Source organism: Aeromonas sp. QDB25, from assembly GCF_027707725.1.
Taxonomy (GTDB): domain Bacteria; phylum Pseudomonadota; class Gammaproteobacteria; order Enterobacterales; family Aeromonadaceae; genus Aeromonas; species Aeromonas caviae.
In genome coordinates this window covers 41,582-60,191 of record NZ_JAPCIZ010000022.1, presented here as the reverse complement: position 1 = coordinate 60,191, position 18,610 = coordinate 41,582, and the positions used below count along the sequence as shown (strand labels likewise).

At 59.7% G+C, this 18,610-nt stretch carries 14 protein-coding genes; all 14 read left to right on the top strand.

The annotated features are described in order from the left end of the window. Window positions 1-135 precede the first annotated feature (135 nt). Window positions 136-480: a hypothetical protein gene (locus tag PG883_RS10185; protein WP_270807182.1), complete on the top strand. Its 345-nt coding sequence runs from the start codon at window positions 136-138 to the stop codon at window positions 478-480. Window positions 481-537: 57 nt separating this feature from the next. Further along, window positions 538-2,235, top strand: coding sequence for a terminase (locus PG883_RS10180; RefSeq protein WP_270807181.1), 1,698 nt, complete (start codon window positions 538-540; stop codon window positions 2,233-2,235). Then, window positions 2,235-4,361 (top strand): OmpH family outer membrane protein, encoded by a 2,127-nt coding sequence (locus tag PG883_RS10175; RefSeq protein ID WP_239053178.1) that lies wholly within the window; start codon window positions 2,235-2,237, stop codon window positions 4,359-4,361. Before PG883_RS10180 ends, PG883_RS10175 begins: the two co-directional genes overlap by 1 nt. A gap of 120 nt (window positions 4,362-4,481) precedes the next feature. Then, window positions 4,482-4,994 (top strand): Gp49 family protein, encoded by a 513-nt coding sequence (locus tag PG883_RS10170; RefSeq protein ID WP_239053179.1) that lies wholly within the window; start codon window positions 4,482-4,484, stop codon window positions 4,992-4,994. A gap of 149 nt (window positions 4,995-5,143) precedes the next feature. Beyond that, entirely contained in the window at window positions 5,144-6,070 is a 927-nt protein-coding gene (locus tag PG883_RS10165) for a hypothetical protein (RefSeq protein WP_239053180.1), read from the top strand. A gap of 71 nt (window positions 6,071-6,141) precedes the next feature. Beyond that, entirely contained in the window at window positions 6,142-7,359 is a 1,218-nt protein-coding gene (locus PG883_RS10160) for a phage capsid family protein (protein ID WP_270807180.1), read from the top strand. Window positions 7,360-7,422: 63 nt separating this feature from the next. Further along, complete coding sequence (locus PG883_RS10155) at window positions 7,423-7,812, top strand: hypothetical protein (RefSeq protein WP_041215985.1); 390 nt, start codon at window positions 7,423-7,425, stop codon at window positions 7,810-7,812. 66 nt (window positions 7,813-7,878) lie between these two features. Next, window positions 7,879-8,316, top strand: a complete 438-nt coding sequence (locus tag PG883_RS10150) for a hypothetical protein (RefSeq protein ID WP_103858400.1) — start codon at window positions 7,879-7,881, stop codon at window positions 8,314-8,316. Between the two features lies 1 nt (window position 8,317). Beyond that, entirely contained in the window at window positions 8,318-8,899 is a 582-nt protein-coding gene (locus PG883_RS10145; RefSeq protein WP_270807179.1) for a hypothetical protein, read from the top strand. A 12-nt stretch (window positions 8,900-8,911) separates the two neighbouring features. Beyond that, window positions 8,912-9,589, top strand: a complete 678-nt coding sequence (locus tag PG883_RS10140; RefSeq protein WP_270807178.1) for a phage adaptor protein — start codon at window positions 8,912-8,914, stop codon at window positions 9,587-9,589. Between the two features lie 9 nt (window positions 9,590-9,598). After that, window positions 9,599-11,224 (top strand): phage head spike fiber domain-containing protein, encoded by a 1,626-nt coding sequence (locus PG883_RS10135; protein ID WP_270807177.1) that lies wholly within the window; start codon window positions 9,599-9,601, stop codon window positions 11,222-11,224. After that, on the top strand, window positions 11,221-11,553 hold the full coding sequence (locus tag PG883_RS10130; protein WP_270807176.1) for a hypothetical protein: 333 nt from the start codon (window positions 11,221-11,223) through the stop codon (window positions 11,551-11,553). Before PG883_RS10135 ends, PG883_RS10130 begins: the two co-directional genes overlap by 4 nt. 41 nt (window positions 11,554-11,594) lie before the next feature. Further along, window positions 11,595-13,256: a hypothetical protein gene (locus tag PG883_RS10125; protein ID WP_270807175.1), complete on the top strand. Its 1,662-nt coding sequence runs from the start codon at window positions 11,595-11,597 to the stop codon at window positions 13,254-13,256. Next, the gene (locus PG883_RS10120) at window positions 13,256-18,595 is read left to right on the top strand and encodes a phage tail tip protein (RefSeq protein ID WP_270807174.1); all 5,340 of its coding nucleotides are present in this window, start codon (window positions 13,256-13,258) and stop codon (window positions 18,593-18,595) included. The genes PG883_RS10125 and PG883_RS10120 overlap by 1 nt, the downstream gene beginning before the upstream one ends. Window positions 18,596-18,610 lie beyond the last annotated feature (15 nt).

Genomic DNA, 18,610 nt, shown 5'->3' with positions numbered 1-18,610 from the left:
CTCACGATGGGGCACAGGCAGTCTCCTTAGTGATGGCGGGTATCCTTCCATCAGACCGATTGTGCAATTTCAAATCAACCCAATCGTGAAATTACAACTCAACGCTTACAATGTGTTGGCGTTATCTCCGATATTATGTCGAAATATCCGGTCAACAATATTCACAACTTCTCCTTCCATTATCTGATGCTTGTTGAGGAAGGGTATATATGTGATGCAAATTCAAGGTCTTTGTATGATGTGAGCAAGGCTGGATTCTGTGGCTTATCCGACTCACCAGACAATGAAGGCGATCCAGAATACTTTAATGCTGAGGTCTCTATCACAAAAGCAGGCTTTGAATTTGCTTCGGCCTTAGATAAGCCAGATATCTTTGCTCGGTTAAAAGAAATATCAAGTGAGCCTATTAGTGTCCTAAAGGACGTTAGTAAGGAGCTCGCAATCGGCTACATAAAGCAGAAATGTGGAATAGCAGTGTAAACCGCATCACCAAGACAAACCCGCCTCGGCGGGTTTTTTATTGCCTGAGATCCACCAATGACCGAACTCGATACCTCCGCCATGACTGAGCAGGAGCAGATGGCCTACATCCGTTCGAAGCTCAGCGATAAGTGGTGGCGGATGAACAACCTCTACATGATCGAGAACGAGCAGGGCCAACTGGTGCGCTTCCGGTTGCGCCCAGCACAGGAGCTGCTGTTCCGGACCATGTGGTACCTGAACATCATCCTCAAGGCGCGCCAGCTTGGGTTCTCCACCGCCATCGATATCTATCTGCTGGATGAGGCGCTGTTCAACAAGAACCTCAAGTGCGGGATCATCGCCCAGGACCTGACGGCCGCCGGCGAGATCTACCGCACCAAGATTGAAGTCCCGTTCGATAACCTGCCGGGTTGGCTCAAGGCCCAGTTCAAGGTGGTGACCCGGCGTGGCGGGGCGAATGGCGGACACATCCTGTTCCGGCATGGCTCCAGCATCCAGGTGGCCACTTCCTTCCGCTCCGGTACCGTCCAGCGCCTGCATGTCTCCGAGCATGGGAAGATTTGCGCCAAGTACCCGGAGAAGGCCAAGGAGGTGCGAACCGGGACCCTGCAGGCAATCCACCCTGGCGCGGTGGCCTTCATCGAGAGCACAGCCGAAGGGGTGGGGGGCGACTTCCACGCCATGAGCATGAAATCCCTCGAGCTGGCCCGGGCCTCTGGTGAGCTCAGTCAGCTGGATTGGAAGTTCCACTTCTTCGCCTGGTGGCAGGACCCCAAGTATCGCGCAGATGTGCCGGCATCCGGCGTAGTGATGAGCAAGACCCAGGCTGAATACTTCACTGCGGTGGAGAAGTCGATGGGTTGCACCATTACCGACGAGCAGCGGCAATGGTACGTGCTGAAGGAAGCCACACTGGGTGCCGAGATGAAGCAGGAGTTCCCCAGCACGCCGCTGGAAGCCTTCCTCACCTCAGGGCGCCGGGTGTTCGACCCCATCCATACCATGGATGCCGAGGGCGATTGCATGGCCCCGCTCATCGTCTACGACATCGACCCAGTGACCGGCAGGCGCGAGAAGGCCCGCAAACCGGAGAAGCTGGACGAGCGTGGCCAGCGCTCCCTCGAGAACATGCTGCTGGTCTGGGAGCTGCCAGACCCTGACGAGGATTACGCCATCGGCGCCGACGTGGCGGAAGGGCTGGAGCACGGCGACCGTTCAAGCCTCGACGTGACCGCCAAGAGCGACGGCCGGCAGGTGGCCCACTGGTTCGGGCATCTGGATCCCGGGCTGTTTGCCCAACTGCTGGCCCACGTTGGCAGGTTCTACGGCACCGCAGAGCATGGCCCGGCCTACATCGGCCCAGAGCGCAACAACCACGGCCACGCCGTGCTGCTCAAGCTCCGTGAAATCTACCCGACCCGGCGCATCTACACCCAGGAGCACATCGACCGGGACCGCGACGACGAGACCCCGCGCCTCGGCTGGCTCACCACTCGGCAGTCCAAGCCGATCCTGGTTGATGGCCTCAAGGCCCTGCTGCGTGCCGGGCAGTCCGGGATCCGCTGGATCGGTACCATTTCCGAAGCCACCACCTACGTCTACGACAAGAGCGGCAGCATGAACGCCCAGGACGGCTGCTACGACGACCAGCTCATGAGCTACATGATTGCCCAAGAGATGCGTGTCCGGATGCCGGCCCGCATCGTCAAACCTGAATCCTCCCGCAAACCCAAGCACTGGATGGCCAACTGATGATCAACGCCCAACCCAAGGCCCCTGAAAAAGGCGGCCTCGATACCCCGCGCCTGCTCAAACTGATGAGCGATATCAATGGCCAGCCGGACTGGCGCTCTATCGCCAATCGGGCGTGCGCCTACTACGACGGCGATCAACTGCCGCCCGAGGTGGTGAGTGTGCTCAAGGCTCGGGGCCAGCCCATCACCATTCACAACCTGATCGCGCCGACCATTGACGGCGTGCTGGGGATGGAAGCCAAGAGCCGCACCGATCTGATGGTGATCGCCGATGACCACGACGACGAGCTGGAGCAACTGGCCGAGGCCGTCAACGCTGAATACGCCGATATGTGCCGCCTTGGCGGACTAGACCGCGCCCGGGGCGAGGCCTACGGCGGCCAAATCAAGACCGGCCTGGGCTGGGTTGAGGTGTGTCGCCGCGATGACCCGTTCGGCCCACGTTACAAGTTCAGCAATGTCCACCGTGACGAGGTTTATTGGGACTGGCATAGCAGGGAGCCGGATCTGAGCGACTGCCGCTGGCTGATGCGACGCCGCTGGGTCGATCTGGATGAGGCCAAGACCATGTTCCCGAGCAAGGCACAGGCGCTGGAGTGGGGCGTCAACGACTGGGATGGGGTCATGAGCCTGACCGCCATCGAGGGGCTGGACCCCAATCTGGTCAGCGCCTATGACGAGTGGAGCCAATTCAGCGGCAAGGAGATCGAGTGGTGCAGCCGGGAGCGGGATCGGGTGCTTCTGCAGGTGGTCTACTACCGCACCTACACCATGCGTCAGGTGCTGATGCTGGACTCCGGTCGGGCACTGGAGTACGACAAGACCAATCAACTGCACCTGGCTGCTGTGGCCATGGGGCGCGCCAAGCTGGAGCGCTGCCCGGTGGCCGTGATCCGGGAATCCTGGTTCGTCGGCCCCCATCACCTGGTTGATCGACCCTGCTCTGCGCCCCACAACATGTATCCGCTGGTGCCGTTCTGGGGTTACCGCAAAGACCGCACCGGTGAGCCCTATGGGTTGATTGTTCGAGCCATGCCGGCACAGGACGAGGTGAACCTGCGGCGTATCAAGCTGACGTTCCTGCTGCAGGCCAAGCGGGTCATCACGGACAAGGACGCCACCAACATGAGCCAGAGTCAGGTGCTGGAGCAGGTCGAGCGCCCTGATGGCTACATCGAGCTCAACCCGGACCGCGCCAACAAGACCAGCGTGAGCGATGCCTTCAAGGTGGAGCAGGACTTCAACGTGGCGGCCCAGCAGTTTCAGGTGATGCAGGACTCGGTGAAGCTGATCCAGGACACCATGGGGGTTTATGCCGCCTTCCTGGGCCAGGGCTCCACCGGGCAGTCCGGCGTGGCTATCAGCAACCTGGTGGAGCAGGGGGCGACCACGCTTTCGGAGATCAACGACAACTACCGGATGGGCTGCCAGCAAGTGGGGCAGTTGGCGCTGGCGTACCTGCTGGAAGACATGGCCAGCAAGCGCAACTACAAGGTGACCGTGAACCGGGATGACCCCCGCCGCCGCAAAACCGTGGTGGTCAACGTGGAGCAGGAGGATGGCAAACTCACCAATGATGTGACCCGGCTGCGGGCCCATATCGCACTGGCGCCGATCCAGCAAACCGCCGCCTATAAGCAGCAGTTGGCTGAGCGGATGACCCAGGCCATGTCACAACTCCCGCCCGAGGCTGCCGGCGCTTGCTTTGACCTGCTGGTCGAGCTGATGGATGTACCGCGCAAGGCCGAGTTTGTGGAGCGGATCCGCAATGCCCTGAACATCCCGAAAGACCCGGACGAGATGAACGAGGAGGAGCGCGCAGCCGCCGAGCAGCAGGCTCAGCAGGCCCAGATGCAGCAGGAGCTGGCCATGCGCGAGATGCAGGCCAAGCTGGCCGAGCTGGAGGGCAAGGCCGCCAAGTGGCAGGCAGAGGCCCAGCGCATCGCCAAGCTGACCGACTCCATCCGGTTTGAGGATGCCCTCAAGCAGGCCCAGACAGGCAAGACATTGCAGGAGATGGAGCGGCTTGCCGCTGAGCAGCAGAGCATCCAGGGGGAGCAAGCCGTGCTGCAGGCTCAGCTGTTGGACACCATCCAGCAGCAGATCGACGCCATCGCGCTCTGATAGTTGCTTTCCTGACCTGCCAGCGTTACGATTTCCCCAACATGGCCCAGTCTGTCGAGATTGGGCCTTTTTCATTTCCAGACCCGGCCACTGTGCCGGGTTTTTTATTTGGAGCGGGCCATGACCGACCAGCAACACATTGATGCCGAAATGGAGCGCGAGATCCAGACTCTCGGGCTGACTGCGCCGCGTGTTACTCCGGACCAGATCGATGCTCTGATGCGTGGCGTTCGCTATGAGGTGCAGGTTGTGCCTGGCACCACAACCACGCTGGCCACCGCCATTGCTGCCAACGGCTTCACCCTTGCCATCGGCATGACCGCCTGCGCCGACCCGGCCAACTTCAATGCAGATCTTGGCGCCAAGTACGCCATCAAGGATGCCGAAGCCAAGGCCCGCCAAGAGCTGTGGAAGCTGGAAGGCTGGCGGCTCAAGTGCCACCTTGAAGAAATGAGCGGGCCGCGAGTCGGTGGCGCAACACCACCGATTATCTCAACAAGGATTGCAGTTGCAGAGGGCGAGATAGTGGTTTGCTCTGTTGGCGAGAATGAACAGCAGCACCAGGTCGCTGTCGAGAGCGCAAAGAAACAGTACCTCTCTAGACGAGAGGCGCGACCCTCCGAGAGATTTTGAGTTGAAGTGAATCCCTAGCGATAGACGACAGACCTTGCCCGCCTTGTGCGGGCTTTTTTGTGCCCAGCTCCAGCCGGAGAGGGCTTTCACCGAGAGCCTTCCCCCGCTTGGGCAGCGATACCACCCACTGAAAACCCACGAGGACAACCATGGATAAGAACATCGACAACCTGAACGGCACTGAGAGCCTGGACGAACTGGAAGCCATGCTGGAAGCGATCGAGCGTGAGCCCGATAGCGAGCTGGATGATGGCACTGCTACCGAGCAAACGGACGTACAACCCGCGCCGTCGGCGGGCGAGGTGGCAGCCGGTAACGAACAGGGCAGCACCGAGCAGGGCGGTGAAGGGGTCGCGGAGCCTGAGAAGGTGATCCTGGCCAAGAGCGGTCAACACACCATCCCGTATGAAGTGCTGGAGCAGGCGCGCAATGAAGCCAAGCAACTGCGTGAGCAGCTGGCTCAGTCGCAGCAGGCCCAAGCCGAGCGGGACAAGCTGCAAGCGCTGATGGAGAAGCACGGGATCAACCCCGACGTGGACCCCGACGATATCAGCCAGGAGGAGCTCGAGCAGTTGGCGCAGGACTACCCGGATCTCGGCAAGTCCATCGCCGCCATTGCCCGCAAGCTCCAAAAGCTGGAGCCCCAGGTCGCCCCGCAGCAGGTTCAACCCACCCTCAACCCGGTACAGGCCGCACTGCAGGCGGTACCTGATCTGGTGAGCTGGCGGGAAAAGGACCAGGACCGTTTCGACTTCGCCATCATCGTCGATGAGAAGCTCCAGGCTGATCCCGCGTGGCAAGGCAAGTCGCTGGATGAGCGATTCGCAGAGGCGGCGCGCCGCACCAAGCTGGCCTTTGGTGATGAGGTCATCCCTCCCGCCAAGGTACCCGGCAAGGGTGCAGAAAAGCCCGCTGATTTCATCCCGTCCAGCCCTTCGGCACTCGGCCAGACCCATCATGCCGCTCCCACTGGAGTGGAGCGCTTTGGCGCCATGTCTCAGACCGAGCTTATCGGCGAGATGGGCGCCATGACGGACACCCAAATGGATGAGCTGCTGGAGCAGGCCGGGTTCTAACCCACCACCCATTTCAATAAGCCAACCCCGACCACTGTGTCGGGGTTTTTGTTTTCATGTAGGAGAGGACCATGACCCAAGTCACCTCGGCGCAAGCCAACAAGATTTTGCAGGCCGCACTGTTCACGGCGGCCAACCGTTCTCATTCGCTGGTGAACATGCTGACCGAAGAGGCCCCCAAGGGTGCCAAGGTCAACGGCGGCAAACAGACCAGCGCCGGCGCCCCCGTGGTGCGCATCACCGACCTTGGTAAAGGCGCCGGGGATGAAGTGGACATGCAGCTGTTCCACCAACTGTCTGGCCGCCCGACCATGGGTGACAAGAAGCTGGCAGGGCGCCTCGAGAGCATGTCCTTCGCGGACTTCTCGCTCAAGATCAACCAGACCCGCCACGGTGTGGACGCGGGCGGCAAGATGAGCCAGAAGCGCACCAAGCACGACCTGATCAAGACCGCACGTGTGCTGTTGGGCGATGGCTACTACGGTCGCCTGGTTGACCAGCGTGGCTTTGCTCAGCTGGCCGGTGCTCGCGGGGATTACTCGGCCACCGATATCATTCTGCCGCTGGCGGATGACCCGGAATTTGCCGACATCATGATCAACCCGCTGACCGCGCCGACCTACGAGCGCCACTTCTTCGGCGGGGATGCTACCACCTTCGAAGCCATTGACGCCGCGGACAGGTTCAACCTCGGCTGCGTGGACAACATGGCGCTCTATCTGTCCGAGATGGCCAACCCCATCCAGCCGATCCGCATGGTGGCAGACCCCTCCGGCGGCGAACCGCTCTATGTGCTCTACGTCACCCCGCGCCAATGGCACGACTTCTACACCTCCAGTTCCGGCAAAGACTGGAACGCCATGCTGGCAGCAGTGGCAGAGCGCGCCAAGGGCTGGAATCACCCCATCTTCCGTGGTGAAGGTGCGATGTGGCGCGGCATCCTGGTCAAGCAGTACAAGGGCATGCCGATCCGCTTCAACCAAGGCAGCTCCGTCAAGGTGTGCGCGACCAACTCCGCGACCGGGGTGGAAGTGGACAAGGTTGCAGGTACCACCATCGACCGCGCGGTGCTGCTGGGTGGCCAGGCGCTGGCCAATGCCTTCGGCTCTGGCGAGCAGGGTGGCTCCTTCGGTATGCACGAAGAGAAAACCGACCACGGCAACGCGACCGAGCTCTCCATCAACTGGGTGTCCGGTTTGCAGAAAATCCGCTTCAAGCAGCGCAACGGCAACATCCAAGACCATGGCTGCATGGTGCTGGATACCGCAGTGAGCCCCATCGGCCGCTAAGCCCTAAACCAGAGGGGGTAAGCGCCCCCTCCCTGTTTATCAGACCCAATAAGGAGCCATGTCATGGCCAAAACTACCTTGATCGCCAAAGCGTACCGCTGGTTTGTCGGTGCGTTCGGCAACCTTTCCATCTCTCCGACCCTGGTGGCCAAGCTGGCGGCGGTACCGGCCGGCGACGTCGTCGCGTTTGGCGACAAAGTGGAGCCCAACCTGAAAGTGGTGGGAGTCACGATGTTCAGCACTGCGCTGGGCGCGAGTACCACCATCACAGCCAAGATCGGCGACACCGTCATCATCAACGCCGAAGGCACGGTGACGGCGGTGGCCAAGTACATTCCGGTTGACGACCTGCTGACGGCACCTGACCAGGAGATCACCCTCACCGTCGGCGGTGGTGCGGCAACGGGAACCGTCAAGCTCAAGCTGCACTATGAGGTGATCGGCAACCTGTAAGGCTGCCCGTCACGCCATGCCCGGCCCTGCGCCGGGCTTTTTCATTTCTGGATTGGAGATATTGCCGTGAGCGACAAAATTGCCGTGGTTTATATCGGCGACAAGCCGAGCAAGAAAGACACAGTCACCGGATCCCGCCTGGTGTTCCCGCGCCACACCGCCGTTGATGTGGAGAGCCACATCGCCATGCAGTTGCTGGAGTTCCCGACCGTCTGGATCCGCCATGAGGCACTGGCTGGCGAGCTGGAGCGGCAGGAGACCACTGCCCAGGCTGCCGCCAAAGAGAAGGAGCGCCTCGCCGCCGAGCAGGCCCGCCTGGCGGAAGAGCAGAGCATGGTGGTCGGTGAGCGCGATCTGGCCAAGATGACCTCTGCCCAACTGGCCACCCTGGTGGAAGGGGAAGATCTGGATATCGAGCCGCAGGGCCCGCAAGAGAAAGTGCCCGATTACCGGGTGCGCGTGCGTGATGCCCTGAAGGCCAAGCTGGCAGAGCAGGGGGAATAGCATGCAGATGGTGTCGCGTGAGCAGTTCCTGCCCACTGTCAGGCTGCACATCACCGGCCCGCTCGAAGTCATGCTGAGTGAGGCCGTCACAGAGGCGGCCATCACGTTCTGCCGGGAGTCGGCCTTGCTGACCCTTGACCGACTGATGCCCAGCGCGTCAGCCGGCAGCCTGGTGGAGGTCTGCAACATCAGCGGGATGACATCGTGCAATGTGCTGCACCTGACCGGAGAAGGGGGCGCGCCATTTGTCAGTGGGCGTGACTACTTCGCCATGTCGGCCAATGAGCTGAGCATCCTTACTGATCTCTGCAATGTGCGGATCTGGTATGTGGCTGCCCCGGTCAAGAACGCCACCGAGCTCCCAGCCCAGCTCTACCACGATCACGCCGATGCCATTGCCCATGGCGTCGCAGCCTTGCTCTATGCCCAGCCAGACCGCCCTTGGTCTGACCCTAAGCGGGCAGGATACCACCGGACTGAGTTTGTCGAAGGTTGGCGTCGCGCTGGCCGGTTCCGCAAAGAGCACAGCGCCCCGACCCAGGTCGAATTCCACAACCCGCCCCGCAAACACACTTTTTTCTAAAGGACTCCACACATGGCAACCGTTACCGTTGACTCGATCTTGAAGCGGGTAAATACCCTGCTCAACGATCGCACCTGGGTTCGCTGGCCCAAGCAGGAGCTGTTGGACTACTACAACGATGCTGCCAAAGCGATCGTGTTGATGCGTCCTGACGCCCACACCAAGAACGTGCAGTTCAACTGCGCCGCTGGTACCAAGCAGACTTTGCCTGCAGATGCCCTGCGGCTGATCGAGGTGCTGCGCAATGCCGACGGCAAAGTGATCCGCTTCGTGCCGCGGCGCGCCCTCGATGACAGTTACCCGGACTGGCATGCTGGCAAGGATGGCACCAGCGTGGCCGCCTACACCTATGACGATCGGGACCCCAAGAACTTCTATCTCTACCCGGGCCCCGCCGCCGCAGTGAAGGTGGATGTGATCTACTCCGTAGCGCCGCAATCTAAGGTGCTGGCGGACGTGGAAAACATGGGCACGCCGGCGCTGGCCGATCTGGATGACATCTACATCAACCCGCTTATCGACTTCATCATGTACCGGGCCTTCTCGAAGGATTCCGAATACAGCGCCAACTCCAATCGGGCTGTCGGCCACTACAACGCCTACCTGCAGCAACTGGGTGAAAAGACCCAGGTTGACGCCAACTTGGAGCAGCGCAAGTCCGAAGGCTTCTCCCGCGTGACCGGGCAGTAAGGGGGCAGCATGGCTGGAGTGTGGAAGCGTGACGGTACGGTGGCCGTCACCAATGGCAACAAGAAGGTGACCGGTACCGGGACAACCTTCGCAGACACCAAGAACGGGGTGGCCAAGGGCCACCTTTTTTGCATCACCAGTGGTACCTCGGTGGATTTCTACGAGGTGGACTACGTGGTGTCCAACACGGAGCTGTATCTGGTGCAGGCCTACCGTGGCGTTACTGCCACGGGCAAAGCCTACGAGATCATCACGACTTTCTCGGATTCCGTCCCTGAGTTCGCCCGCCGCCTGACCGCCACACTGAGTGCCTATCAGCAGCAGAGCGATGCCTTCCAGGCGCTGCTGACGAGCACTGCCACCACTGTTGAGGTGACTGCACCGGATGGAACCAAGCAAACACTGATCCCGTGGAAGCGTGTGACCAGTGAAGGGGAGGGCCAGGCGGCCCGCGCCAAGACGGAGGCGGACAAGGCAGCAGCAAGTGCGGCCCTGGCTGGCGATATTGTCGCAGCGTCGGTCCTCCCGCTGCCTGATGTGTGGGCACCACTCTCTGACAGCCTGCGCCTTATCACCGGTTATGGCCGTGACGTGCTGGTCGGGTCGGATGTGGTGGCGAGGATGGTGAATTTCAGCCGCAACAGCACTGCGACCTATATCGGCAAGGACGGCCAGCTTAAAACAGCTGCCGCGAATGAGCCGCGCTTTGAGAAAGAGGGGCTGCTGATTGAGGGGCAGAGTACAAATATAGTCACAAACTCCAATGTGTTTACTCCTTATGGAGCTGGGGCCACCAAGATAGATAATCAGCCTGGGCCGTTCGGAGCAAACGACGCAACTAGAATTGATACAGTAAACCCATATCAGGGTACTAACCCGCCACTCTCATCCTCTCTAGTTGATGGTTCCGTTTACACATCATCGGTGTGGTTGCGTGGTGCCGTTGGTGGGGAGAACATCCGCATCGGCATTCACAACTCAACCACCGGATTACGAGTCACATTAACCACAGAGTGGAAGCGTTATTCGATAACTCAGACCCGCTCTGCTGGTACAAACGCTGCGTTTGTTATTCAAGCGGAGTCTGCCCCAGTATCGTTTTTTGTCTACGGAGCCCAGCTGGAAGTACTGCCATTCGCCAGCTCCTACATCCCGACAGCTGGCGCGGCGGTAACTCGGGCTGCAGATCAGGCGTGGATACCTGCCGCAGGAAACCGGTTTATTGGTGGGCTGTACGCCGCCGCCTTTGAGTTTGACCTGCTTGGTCGCGTTGCTGGCGCAGGATTCTCACTGCTGGTTGACTTTGATAACTCAGGAGGTGCGGACCGTCAGCACATTTCGCTGAATGACGGCGGCCTGTTGCAGTGCGTGATGGGGCCCCGCTTCGTTGCAGGTGTCGCCGGAAAATTGTCAGGCAGAGCGGCAATGCGGATGAACAATTTTACCATGAACGTGATGATGGATGGCGTAGCAGGTTCGTCCGTTACTGCGTCTGGTGTTGGGTCATCGCTCAATAATCGTATCGTGCTGATGAACAGCAACCTGTTCAATCTGCCATCGTATGGACATATCCGAAACATCAGGATGTGGAGCAAGCACCCCATCAGCAATGACCAGTTGAGGACCGCAGCATGACCGACTTTATCGACCTCAACCTCAAAGCGTCCGATAAGGCCGCCATGACCAAAGCGCTGATCGCTGCTGGCTTTATCAAAGACAGCGAGACAGGCACCCTCTATCACCCCACCGCCTCACTGCAGTTGCTGCCGCCGGGTATGGTCACCCGCGCCACTGGCGAGGTGCAGGTTGTCGATGGGGTGGAGATAGCGGTGCGCGAGCCAGTGCCGGGCTATCACGCCAACGTGCGCACCACCGACGCCGCCCTGGCCGCCGCCCTGGCGCCGGTGACCGTGGTTGTCGAAACTCCCCAGTATGTCTGGGCATCAGATCCCGCCAGTATGTGAGCCTTGCCTCCTGGCGCTCCCGGCGTTAGGATTTACCCATCATGGCCCTGCTCTCTCGAGCGGGGCTTTTTCGTTTCTGCCTCTCTGAGATCCCCATGCCCATACTCGATATCGTCACCATGCGAGGGACTATGCCGCGCGTGGAGCCCCATCTTTTGTCTGATGAGGTCGCGGTGATTGCTCGCGACTGCCATTTTGACCATGGCGTCATCTCGCCTCTGGAGGATGACGCCAGTGCTGGTGTGGAATTGCCCATCGTGCCTACCACCCTTTTTCACTATGGCCAGCACTGGTTCGCCTGGAACAAGGTGGTGGAGGCCATCCGCTCCCCGATAGCTCAGGACCCGTATGGCCGGGTTTACTACACGGATGGTGAGTATCCCAAGGTGACCCATGCCCAGATAGCCACAGGCGGCAGCAACAGGCCGACGGCATGGTATCGACTAGGTATTCCAGCCCCAGGTGTTCCGGTCGGGGTTGGCACCATCACCCCACCTGTTGGTGGTGTGGATGATGACCTGACAGATGACGAAACCCGCTTCTACGTGGATACCTTCGTTACTGCGATGGGTGAGGAGGGGCCCCCGGGCCCTGTCAGCGGAAAGGTGAATATCGGGATCCCAGGGTCATCCGTCACCTTGATGCTGAGCCCACCGACAACCCAGAACAGTAACATCACCAAGCGCCGGATATATCGGTCGGTGTCAGGTGGCGGCCTTGCCGATTACCTGTTGGTCGCCGAGCTGCCCATTGCCCAAGCATCGTTTGTCGATATCCGGGAGGATGGGGAGCTGGGCGCTGTGCTGGAGACCTACGACTACACCATGCCGCCGGATGGCATGCGCGGCTTGTGTCAAATGGCGAATGGCATGTGTGCGGGGTTTGCTGGCAACTCCCTCTACCTGTGCGAGCCTTACCTTCCCTACGCCTGGCCGGAGAAGTACCGGCTGACCACTGAGCACGACATTGTGGCGATCGCTGCCATCGACACCACCTTGGTGATTGGGACCAAAGGGTACCCCTATCTTGCCCAGGGTGTGAGCCCGGCATCGGTGACCACCCAGAAGCTCAGCCAACTGCCGCAGTCCTGTGTCAGTGGTCGCTCTATGGTTGCCATGGATGGGGTGGTGCTCTATGCCTCCCCGGACGGGCTGGTCGGCATCGGCGCCAACGGTGGGCAGGTGGTGACCGAGCAGGTCATCACCAGCAAGCAGTGGCGCGCCATGAAGCCCGAGACCATGCGGGCATGGCACCACGAGGGAAAATATGTGGCCATGACCGACACCCACGCATTCATCTTTGACCCGAAAAGTGGCGACTTGCGTGAGCTGACGAACCGGTGGGATACGGCTGTATCCGATATGGAGAGCGATTCCCTCTACATTGCCAAGGGGCGCAGCTTGCAGATTTGGCGCGGCGGGAGCGCCAGCAATGGTCAGTTCGTCTGGCGGTCCAAGCCATTTATGGAGCCAGAGGGTTCGTCTTTCAGCTGCTGCCGGGTGTTGGCTCAGGATGTTGGCCTGGTCGGGATCAAGTTGTTCGTTGACGGGGAGCAGGTGATGGAGTTGTCCCCTGGCAACCTGGTGCCCGGGGCGTTCAGGTTGCCGCCAGTGCGGGGCCGGTTCTGGCAGATAGAGGTCTTTGGCACCTCGGTGGTGAGCCGCATCACCCTCGCGAGCAGCATGGCGGAGATGGTGAACTGATGGCCAAGAAACCCGCATATCGCGCCGGCCGTGATCAGGCCGCAACAGCCGAGAACGTAGAGCTGCTCACTGGGCAGCGTGGCGATCGCCTTGATAAGGCCGTCACGTTCCGGGAGCTGGCGGCATTGGGGTTGTCTACGCTGCGCCCTGGTGCTGGCGGCGTTTATGTCCCCGGCAAGAACCCAGACCTTTTCCCTCCGGGCCAGATGGAGTTCCCCCACGCTCCGGTCAATGTGATCGCCAATGGCGCATTTCACACGGTCCTTGTTGAGTGGGATCCGCCGCAGTACCGGGGGCATGCTCACGCCGAGATATGGCGAGCTGAGAGTGACAACCAAGCCGAGGCCAGCCTGGTGGGGACCTCTTCGGCCAATCTCTTCTCTGACGCCATTGGCAAGGGCGCCAAATTTTACTACTGGGTGCGCTTTGTCAACGGCAAGGATGACAAGGGCCCCTTCCAGGGTATGCAGGGAGTCGAGGCTGAAACCAGCCGGGATGTGCAGGACATTCTCGACGAACTGCAGGGGAAGATAGAGGAGAGCCACCTGGCCCAGACGCTGCTTGGGCCAATAGAGCAAGTCCCCCAACTCCAGCTCGACATTGCGATCCTCAAGCCTAAAGTTGATGAAATCGAGGTCATGCGCCCCAAGGTCAATGAGATCGATCTCATTCTCCACAAGGTGGATGAAATCGAGGTCATTCTCCCCAAGATTGATGAAATCGAGGTGATCCGCCCTAAGATTGCCGCCATCGAGGGCAAGATCCCCGGCATCGAACAGGAGCTGGCCGGGTTGGATGAGCGCCAGAAGGTAGCGCAAGAGCTGCTGGATGATGCCCAGCAGCAGCTTGGGATGTCGAGCATTGAGCTCGGTTTGGTGCAGGACCGCCTAAATGCCAAGCTGGACAAGTACAAAGGCGACTTTGACTCGTTCCGGGATGCCGTGTTTGTCATCGACCCAGAAAACGGCAGCATGACCATGGATGCGGTCAATGCCGTGCGCGAGGAGATGCGGACTTCTATCACTGAAGTCCATCTGGGGCTTGATGCCGTCGCCGGCCAGATTGACAGCAAGGCCGACAATGTAACCGTGGATAGCCAGGGCTCGCGTCTCACTGAAGCGGAGCAGCGCATTAATGGTCTGGATGCCAGTCTGAGTCAAACGGTCACTAAGGGGGAGTTCACTGACGAACAACAGCGGGTCACCCAGATTGGGCAGGAGCTAAACGCAACAAAAGGGGAGTTGACCCAGAAGGCCACCCAGCAAGAGGTGGATGAGCATGGCCAGAGGCTGGCCAACGCAGAAAGCAAGCTGACGGTGCATGCCGATGCTCTATCCACCCAGGCCCAGCAAATCGACGGCTTGCAGGCGACCGTCAGCAGTAGCAGCGAAGAACTGGACGCCAAGATCACTGAGTTGGCTCGTGTGACGGCAGATGCCAACGGGGTGGCCGCACAACGCATCGATGGCCTGCAGGCCACTATCAGCAGCAGTGATGAAGAGCTGAACGCCAAGATCACCGAGCTGGCGCGCGTGACAGCTGACGCCGATGGCGTTGCCGCCCAGCGAGTCAGCGGACTGGAGGTGAGGGCCAGCGAGGCGGAGGGCAAGATCCTAGCGCTGGAGGAGGTTATCGAGTCGGAGGGCGGGATCACTGCTGGGCGGTTTGATGAAATTCAGGTCGAGATTGAACTGGCAAAGGATAAGGCGGATGGTGCCTTGGATGTCGGCCAAGCTGCCATTGATGCAGCGCTGGCTGGTGATGAGCGAGATAGGGGAAATCGCAGTGCATTTGGCTCCATTCGCACCCAGCAGCAAGTGATCGTGGATGAGCAGTCCGCTCAAGCCAAGCGTATCACCGACATGAACGTCAAATTTGAAGGGAGGGATGCCAATACTCAGGCACGGATTAGCGGCGTGGAGGTAGTGCTTGCTGACACTAGTGGCGCGCTGGCCCAGCGCATCGACAACCTGAGTGCCTCTACAGACACAGCCCTTGATGAGACGACCGCCACCATCAAGGCACTGGAGAAGGTATCGAGCGACGCTGACGCTGCGCTTGCACTGAGACAGGATCAGATGCGCGTCGAGATGACCGAGGCTGATAACACGCTAAGTGCAGATATCGCCAGTGAGTCGGAGGCCAGGGTCACCGCAGATGAGGCCATCTCGAGGCGGGTGTCTGAGGTCGAGGCGCAGTTCAGCAGCGACCTAGAGGATGCGAAAGCGAGGGTTGCGGCCGAGGAGCTGGCTCGGGCAACAAAAGACGAGGCGCTTGCCCAGCAGATCAGCACTGTCGATGCGGCGTTCAAGGCCGCCGATACGGCGCTGTCTGCATCTCTCGCTGAATCGAGCAAAGCCATGGCAGATGCCGACCGAGCGCTGGGGGAGCGGATCAGCACCATCGATGTGACGGTCGGAGAGAACTCGGCCAGCATCACTGAGCTGCAGCGGGTCGTGGTGAGCAATGAGGAGTCGCTGAGCCAACGCCAGGACAAGATGGAGTCGGAGATCGTTGTCGGTGCCGTCAGTCAGGTTGAAGGTGCCTTGGCCGGGGATGAACGTGACCGAGAGAACCGAAAGGCTCGCGGCGTCATTCTCCAACAGCAGAGCACGCTGGCGAATCAACAGGAGGCGCAAGCCAGGACTGTTGAGCAACTGACCGCTGAGTTTGATGCTGAGAATGGGGAGATCAGGGCGCAGATCACCAATGAGCAGTTGGTTAGGGCGACGGCTGATGAGGCGCTGTCACAGCGGATCAGTGTTGTTGATGCCGAGTTCAAGGCTGCCAATGCGGATACCAACGCCGTTATCAGCGCGCTTGAACAATCGAACGCATCGGCAAACGAAGCGCTGTCTCTTCGCCAGAATCAACTGGCTGCCGCACTTTCAGATGCTACTGCCGAACTTGTCGCAAACATCACCCAGGAGGAATCAGCCAGGGTCACCGCCGATGAGTCGATATCGAAACGGGTAAGCGAGGTGGAAGCCCATTTTGGCGGCGAGCTTGAGGTGTCCAACGCAAGGATTGCGGCCGAGGAGCTGGCTCGGGCAACAAAAGATGAGGCGCTTGCCCAGCAGATCAGCACTGTAGATGCTGCGTTCAAGGCCGCCGATACGGCGCTGTCTGCATCTCTCGCTGAATCGAGCAAAGCCATGGCAGATGCCGACCGAGCGCTGGGGGAGCGGATCAGCACCCTTGATGTGACGGTCGGAGAGAACTCAGCCAGCATCACTGAGCTGCAGCAGGCCGTGGTGAGCAATGAGGCCTCGCTCAGCCAACGCCAGGACAAGATGGAGTCGGAGATCGTTGTCGGTGCCGTCAGTCAGGTTGAAGGTGCCTTGGCCGGGGATGAACGTGACCGAGAGAACCGAAAGGCTCGCGGCGTCATTCTCCAACAGCAGAGCACGCTGGCGAATCAACAGGAGGCGCAAGCCAGGACTGTTGAGCAACTGACCGCTGAGTTTGATGCTGAGAATGGGGAGATCAGGGCGCAGATCACCAATGAGCAGTTGGTTAGGGCGACGGCTGATGAGGCGCTGTCACAGCGGATCAGTGTTGTTGATAGCGAGTTCAAAGCGGCGGACGCCGCGACGAATGCTGCTGTTGCAGCTGAAGTGCGGGCGCGGAGCGATGCTGATAGCGCGCTGGCTGAACAGTTGTCCACCTTGGATACAGAGTTCAAGGGGGCGGAGCAGGCCCTGGCGGCCAGCATCGATGAAGTGTCCCGTGTTAGTGCTGAAGCAAACCAGTCCCTTTCTGAGCAATTGAGTCAGGTGAAGGCCACAGCAGAATCGGCGGGCACCGCTGCGGCAGGAGCCCAGAGTAGTGCAAACCAGGCAAAAGAGGATGCAGCGGCTGCTGCGGGGATAGCCAATGGAAAGGGCAAGGTGCTCATTCAGTCAGCAGCTCCAGCAGTAGCAGATCGGCTTGCTCAGAATCTCTGGATTGATACGACCAGCGGCATCAACACTCCGAAGCGGTGGAGTGGGTCAGCCTGGGTTGCAGTAACAGACAAGGTCGCGATCGATGCAGCTCAAGCCGCCGCCGCAGCTCAGGCAAGCGCTGATCAAGCCGCACAGGGTGTTGCGAGAAATACTGCTGCCATCAATGACGAAGTGAAGGCGCGGGCTGATGCAGATTCGGCCATGGCACAGCAGATCCAGCAGGTAACGGCAAACTATCAGCAGGGAGATCAGCAACTCCAAGGCCAGATCACGGCAGAGTCAGTCGCCCGTGCCGATGCGATGCAAGCCCTCGGCAGCCAGATTGATACGGTGTCTGCTGTTGCAGGTAGCAAGAATAAAACGTTCTTCCAAGCCACTGCCCCAGGGTCAGCGATGGGCACCGGTGATCTGTGGTTTGACACAGCCAACAACAACAGGCCGTATCGTTACAGTGGTACTGCTTGGGTTGCCACTGACGACCCGAGGATTGCAGCCAATGCCGCCGCCGTTCAACTCCAGAGCCAAGCTATTGCCGACTTGCAAAATGGTGCCCAGGCCATGTGGACAGCGAAAGCCAGCGCGGGCCAGATCACTGCCGGGATAGGGTTGATTGCAAACTCTGACGGCACGAGTCAGGTGGCTATCTCTGCCTCTCAGGTGTTCGTATTCAACCCGAATAGCTCAACGCCCATGGCGCCGCTGTTTGCCATCGACAACGGGCAGGCCGTGATTGCCGAGGCCATCATCCGAAAGGCCACCATCCAGATCATCCAGTCAGAGAAGATCACCGCCGACTACATCAAGGCCGGGGCGAGCATCACAACCCCGTTGATTAACGGTGGCCAGATCGATATGGGCAACGCCTTTATGGCTCACGGTGCAGCTGGATTTGGTAAGGGTGGCCCTTATGGCGGCTGGGGATTCGGCTGGTACACGATGATCTATGCGGACGGCAGCATCTATACCAATCGTCTTCGTGCAGAAGGTGGTTATGTGAAGAACATGACCATGAACAACTGCACGATTGAGCAGGATTGTGAAGTGAAGGGGACTGTCTATGCACAGAAAATTGTGGGTGACATTGTCAGGACGTATGCCTTGAATCCAGCCTCCCCAGTACAGTTACCTGCGATGCCATTTGCCAGAAAATGTACTTTTATGCTGACCGTTTCAAGTGGGTCATCAACTACGACAGCGCGAGTTTACATCAATGGCGTAGAAAGGGGGTCCTTGACCGCGAGAGATTACGGTATCGGCCAGGGATCGACAATGAACAAGAATTTTGAGTTTTTGCTGGCAGCCAACCAAGCGTACACGATCAGCTATGACCGAGATAATAAAGATTACGCCTATGCTTCGAGCTCCTGTTTATCGATCGTGTGTTTGGCATGATGAGCATGGTTCGAA

Excerpts from the sequence above, each read along its gene's own strand:
- PG883_RS10180 (WP_270807181.1), top strand. The coding sequence starts at position 538 with ATGACCGAACTCGATACCTCCGCCATGACTGAGCAGGAGCAGATGGCC.
- PG883_RS10175 (WP_239053178.1), top strand. The coding sequence starts at position 2,235 with ATGATCAACGCCCAACCCAAGGCCCCTGAAAAAGGCGGCCTCGATACC.
- PG883_RS10140 (WP_270807178.1), top strand. The coding sequence starts at position 8,912 with ATGGCAACCGTTACCGTTGACTCGATCTTGAAGCGGGTAAATACCCTG.
- PG883_RS10165 (WP_239053180.1), top strand. The coding sequence starts at position 5,144 with ATGGATAAGAACATCGACAACCTGAACGGCACTGAGAGCCTGGACGAA.
- PG883_RS10160 (WP_270807180.1), top strand. The coding sequence starts at position 6,142 with ATGACCCAAGTCACCTCGGCGCAAGCCAACAAGATTTTGCAGGCCGCA.
- PG883_RS10185 (WP_270807182.1), top strand. The coding sequence starts at position 136 with ATGTCGAAATATCCGGTCAACAATATTCACAACTTCTCCTTCCATTAT.
- PG883_RS10125 (WP_270807175.1), top strand. The coding sequence starts at position 11,595 with ATGGCCCTGCTCTCTCGAGCGGGGCTTTTTCGTTTCTGCCTCTCTGAG.
- PG883_RS10145 (WP_270807179.1), top strand. The coding sequence starts at position 8,318 with ATGCAGATGGTGTCGCGTGAGCAGTTCCTGCCCACTGTCAGGCTGCAC.
- PG883_RS10130 (WP_270807176.1), top strand. The coding sequence starts at position 11,221 with ATGACCGACTTTATCGACCTCAACCTCAAAGCGTCCGATAAGGCCGCC.
- PG883_RS10120 (WP_270807174.1), top strand. The coding sequence starts at position 13,256 with ATGGCCAAGAAACCCGCATATCGCGCCGGCCGTGATCAGGCCGCAACA.
- PG883_RS10155 (WP_041215985.1), top strand. The coding sequence starts at position 7,423 with ATGGCCAAAACTACCTTGATCGCCAAAGCGTACCGCTGGTTTGTCGGT.
- PG883_RS10170 (WP_239053179.1), top strand. The coding sequence starts at position 4,482 with ATGACCGACCAGCAACACATTGATGCCGAAATGGAGCGCGAGATCCAG.
- PG883_RS10135 (WP_270807177.1), top strand. The coding sequence starts at position 9,599 with ATGGCTGGAGTGTGGAAGCGTGACGGTACGGTGGCCGTCACCAATGGC.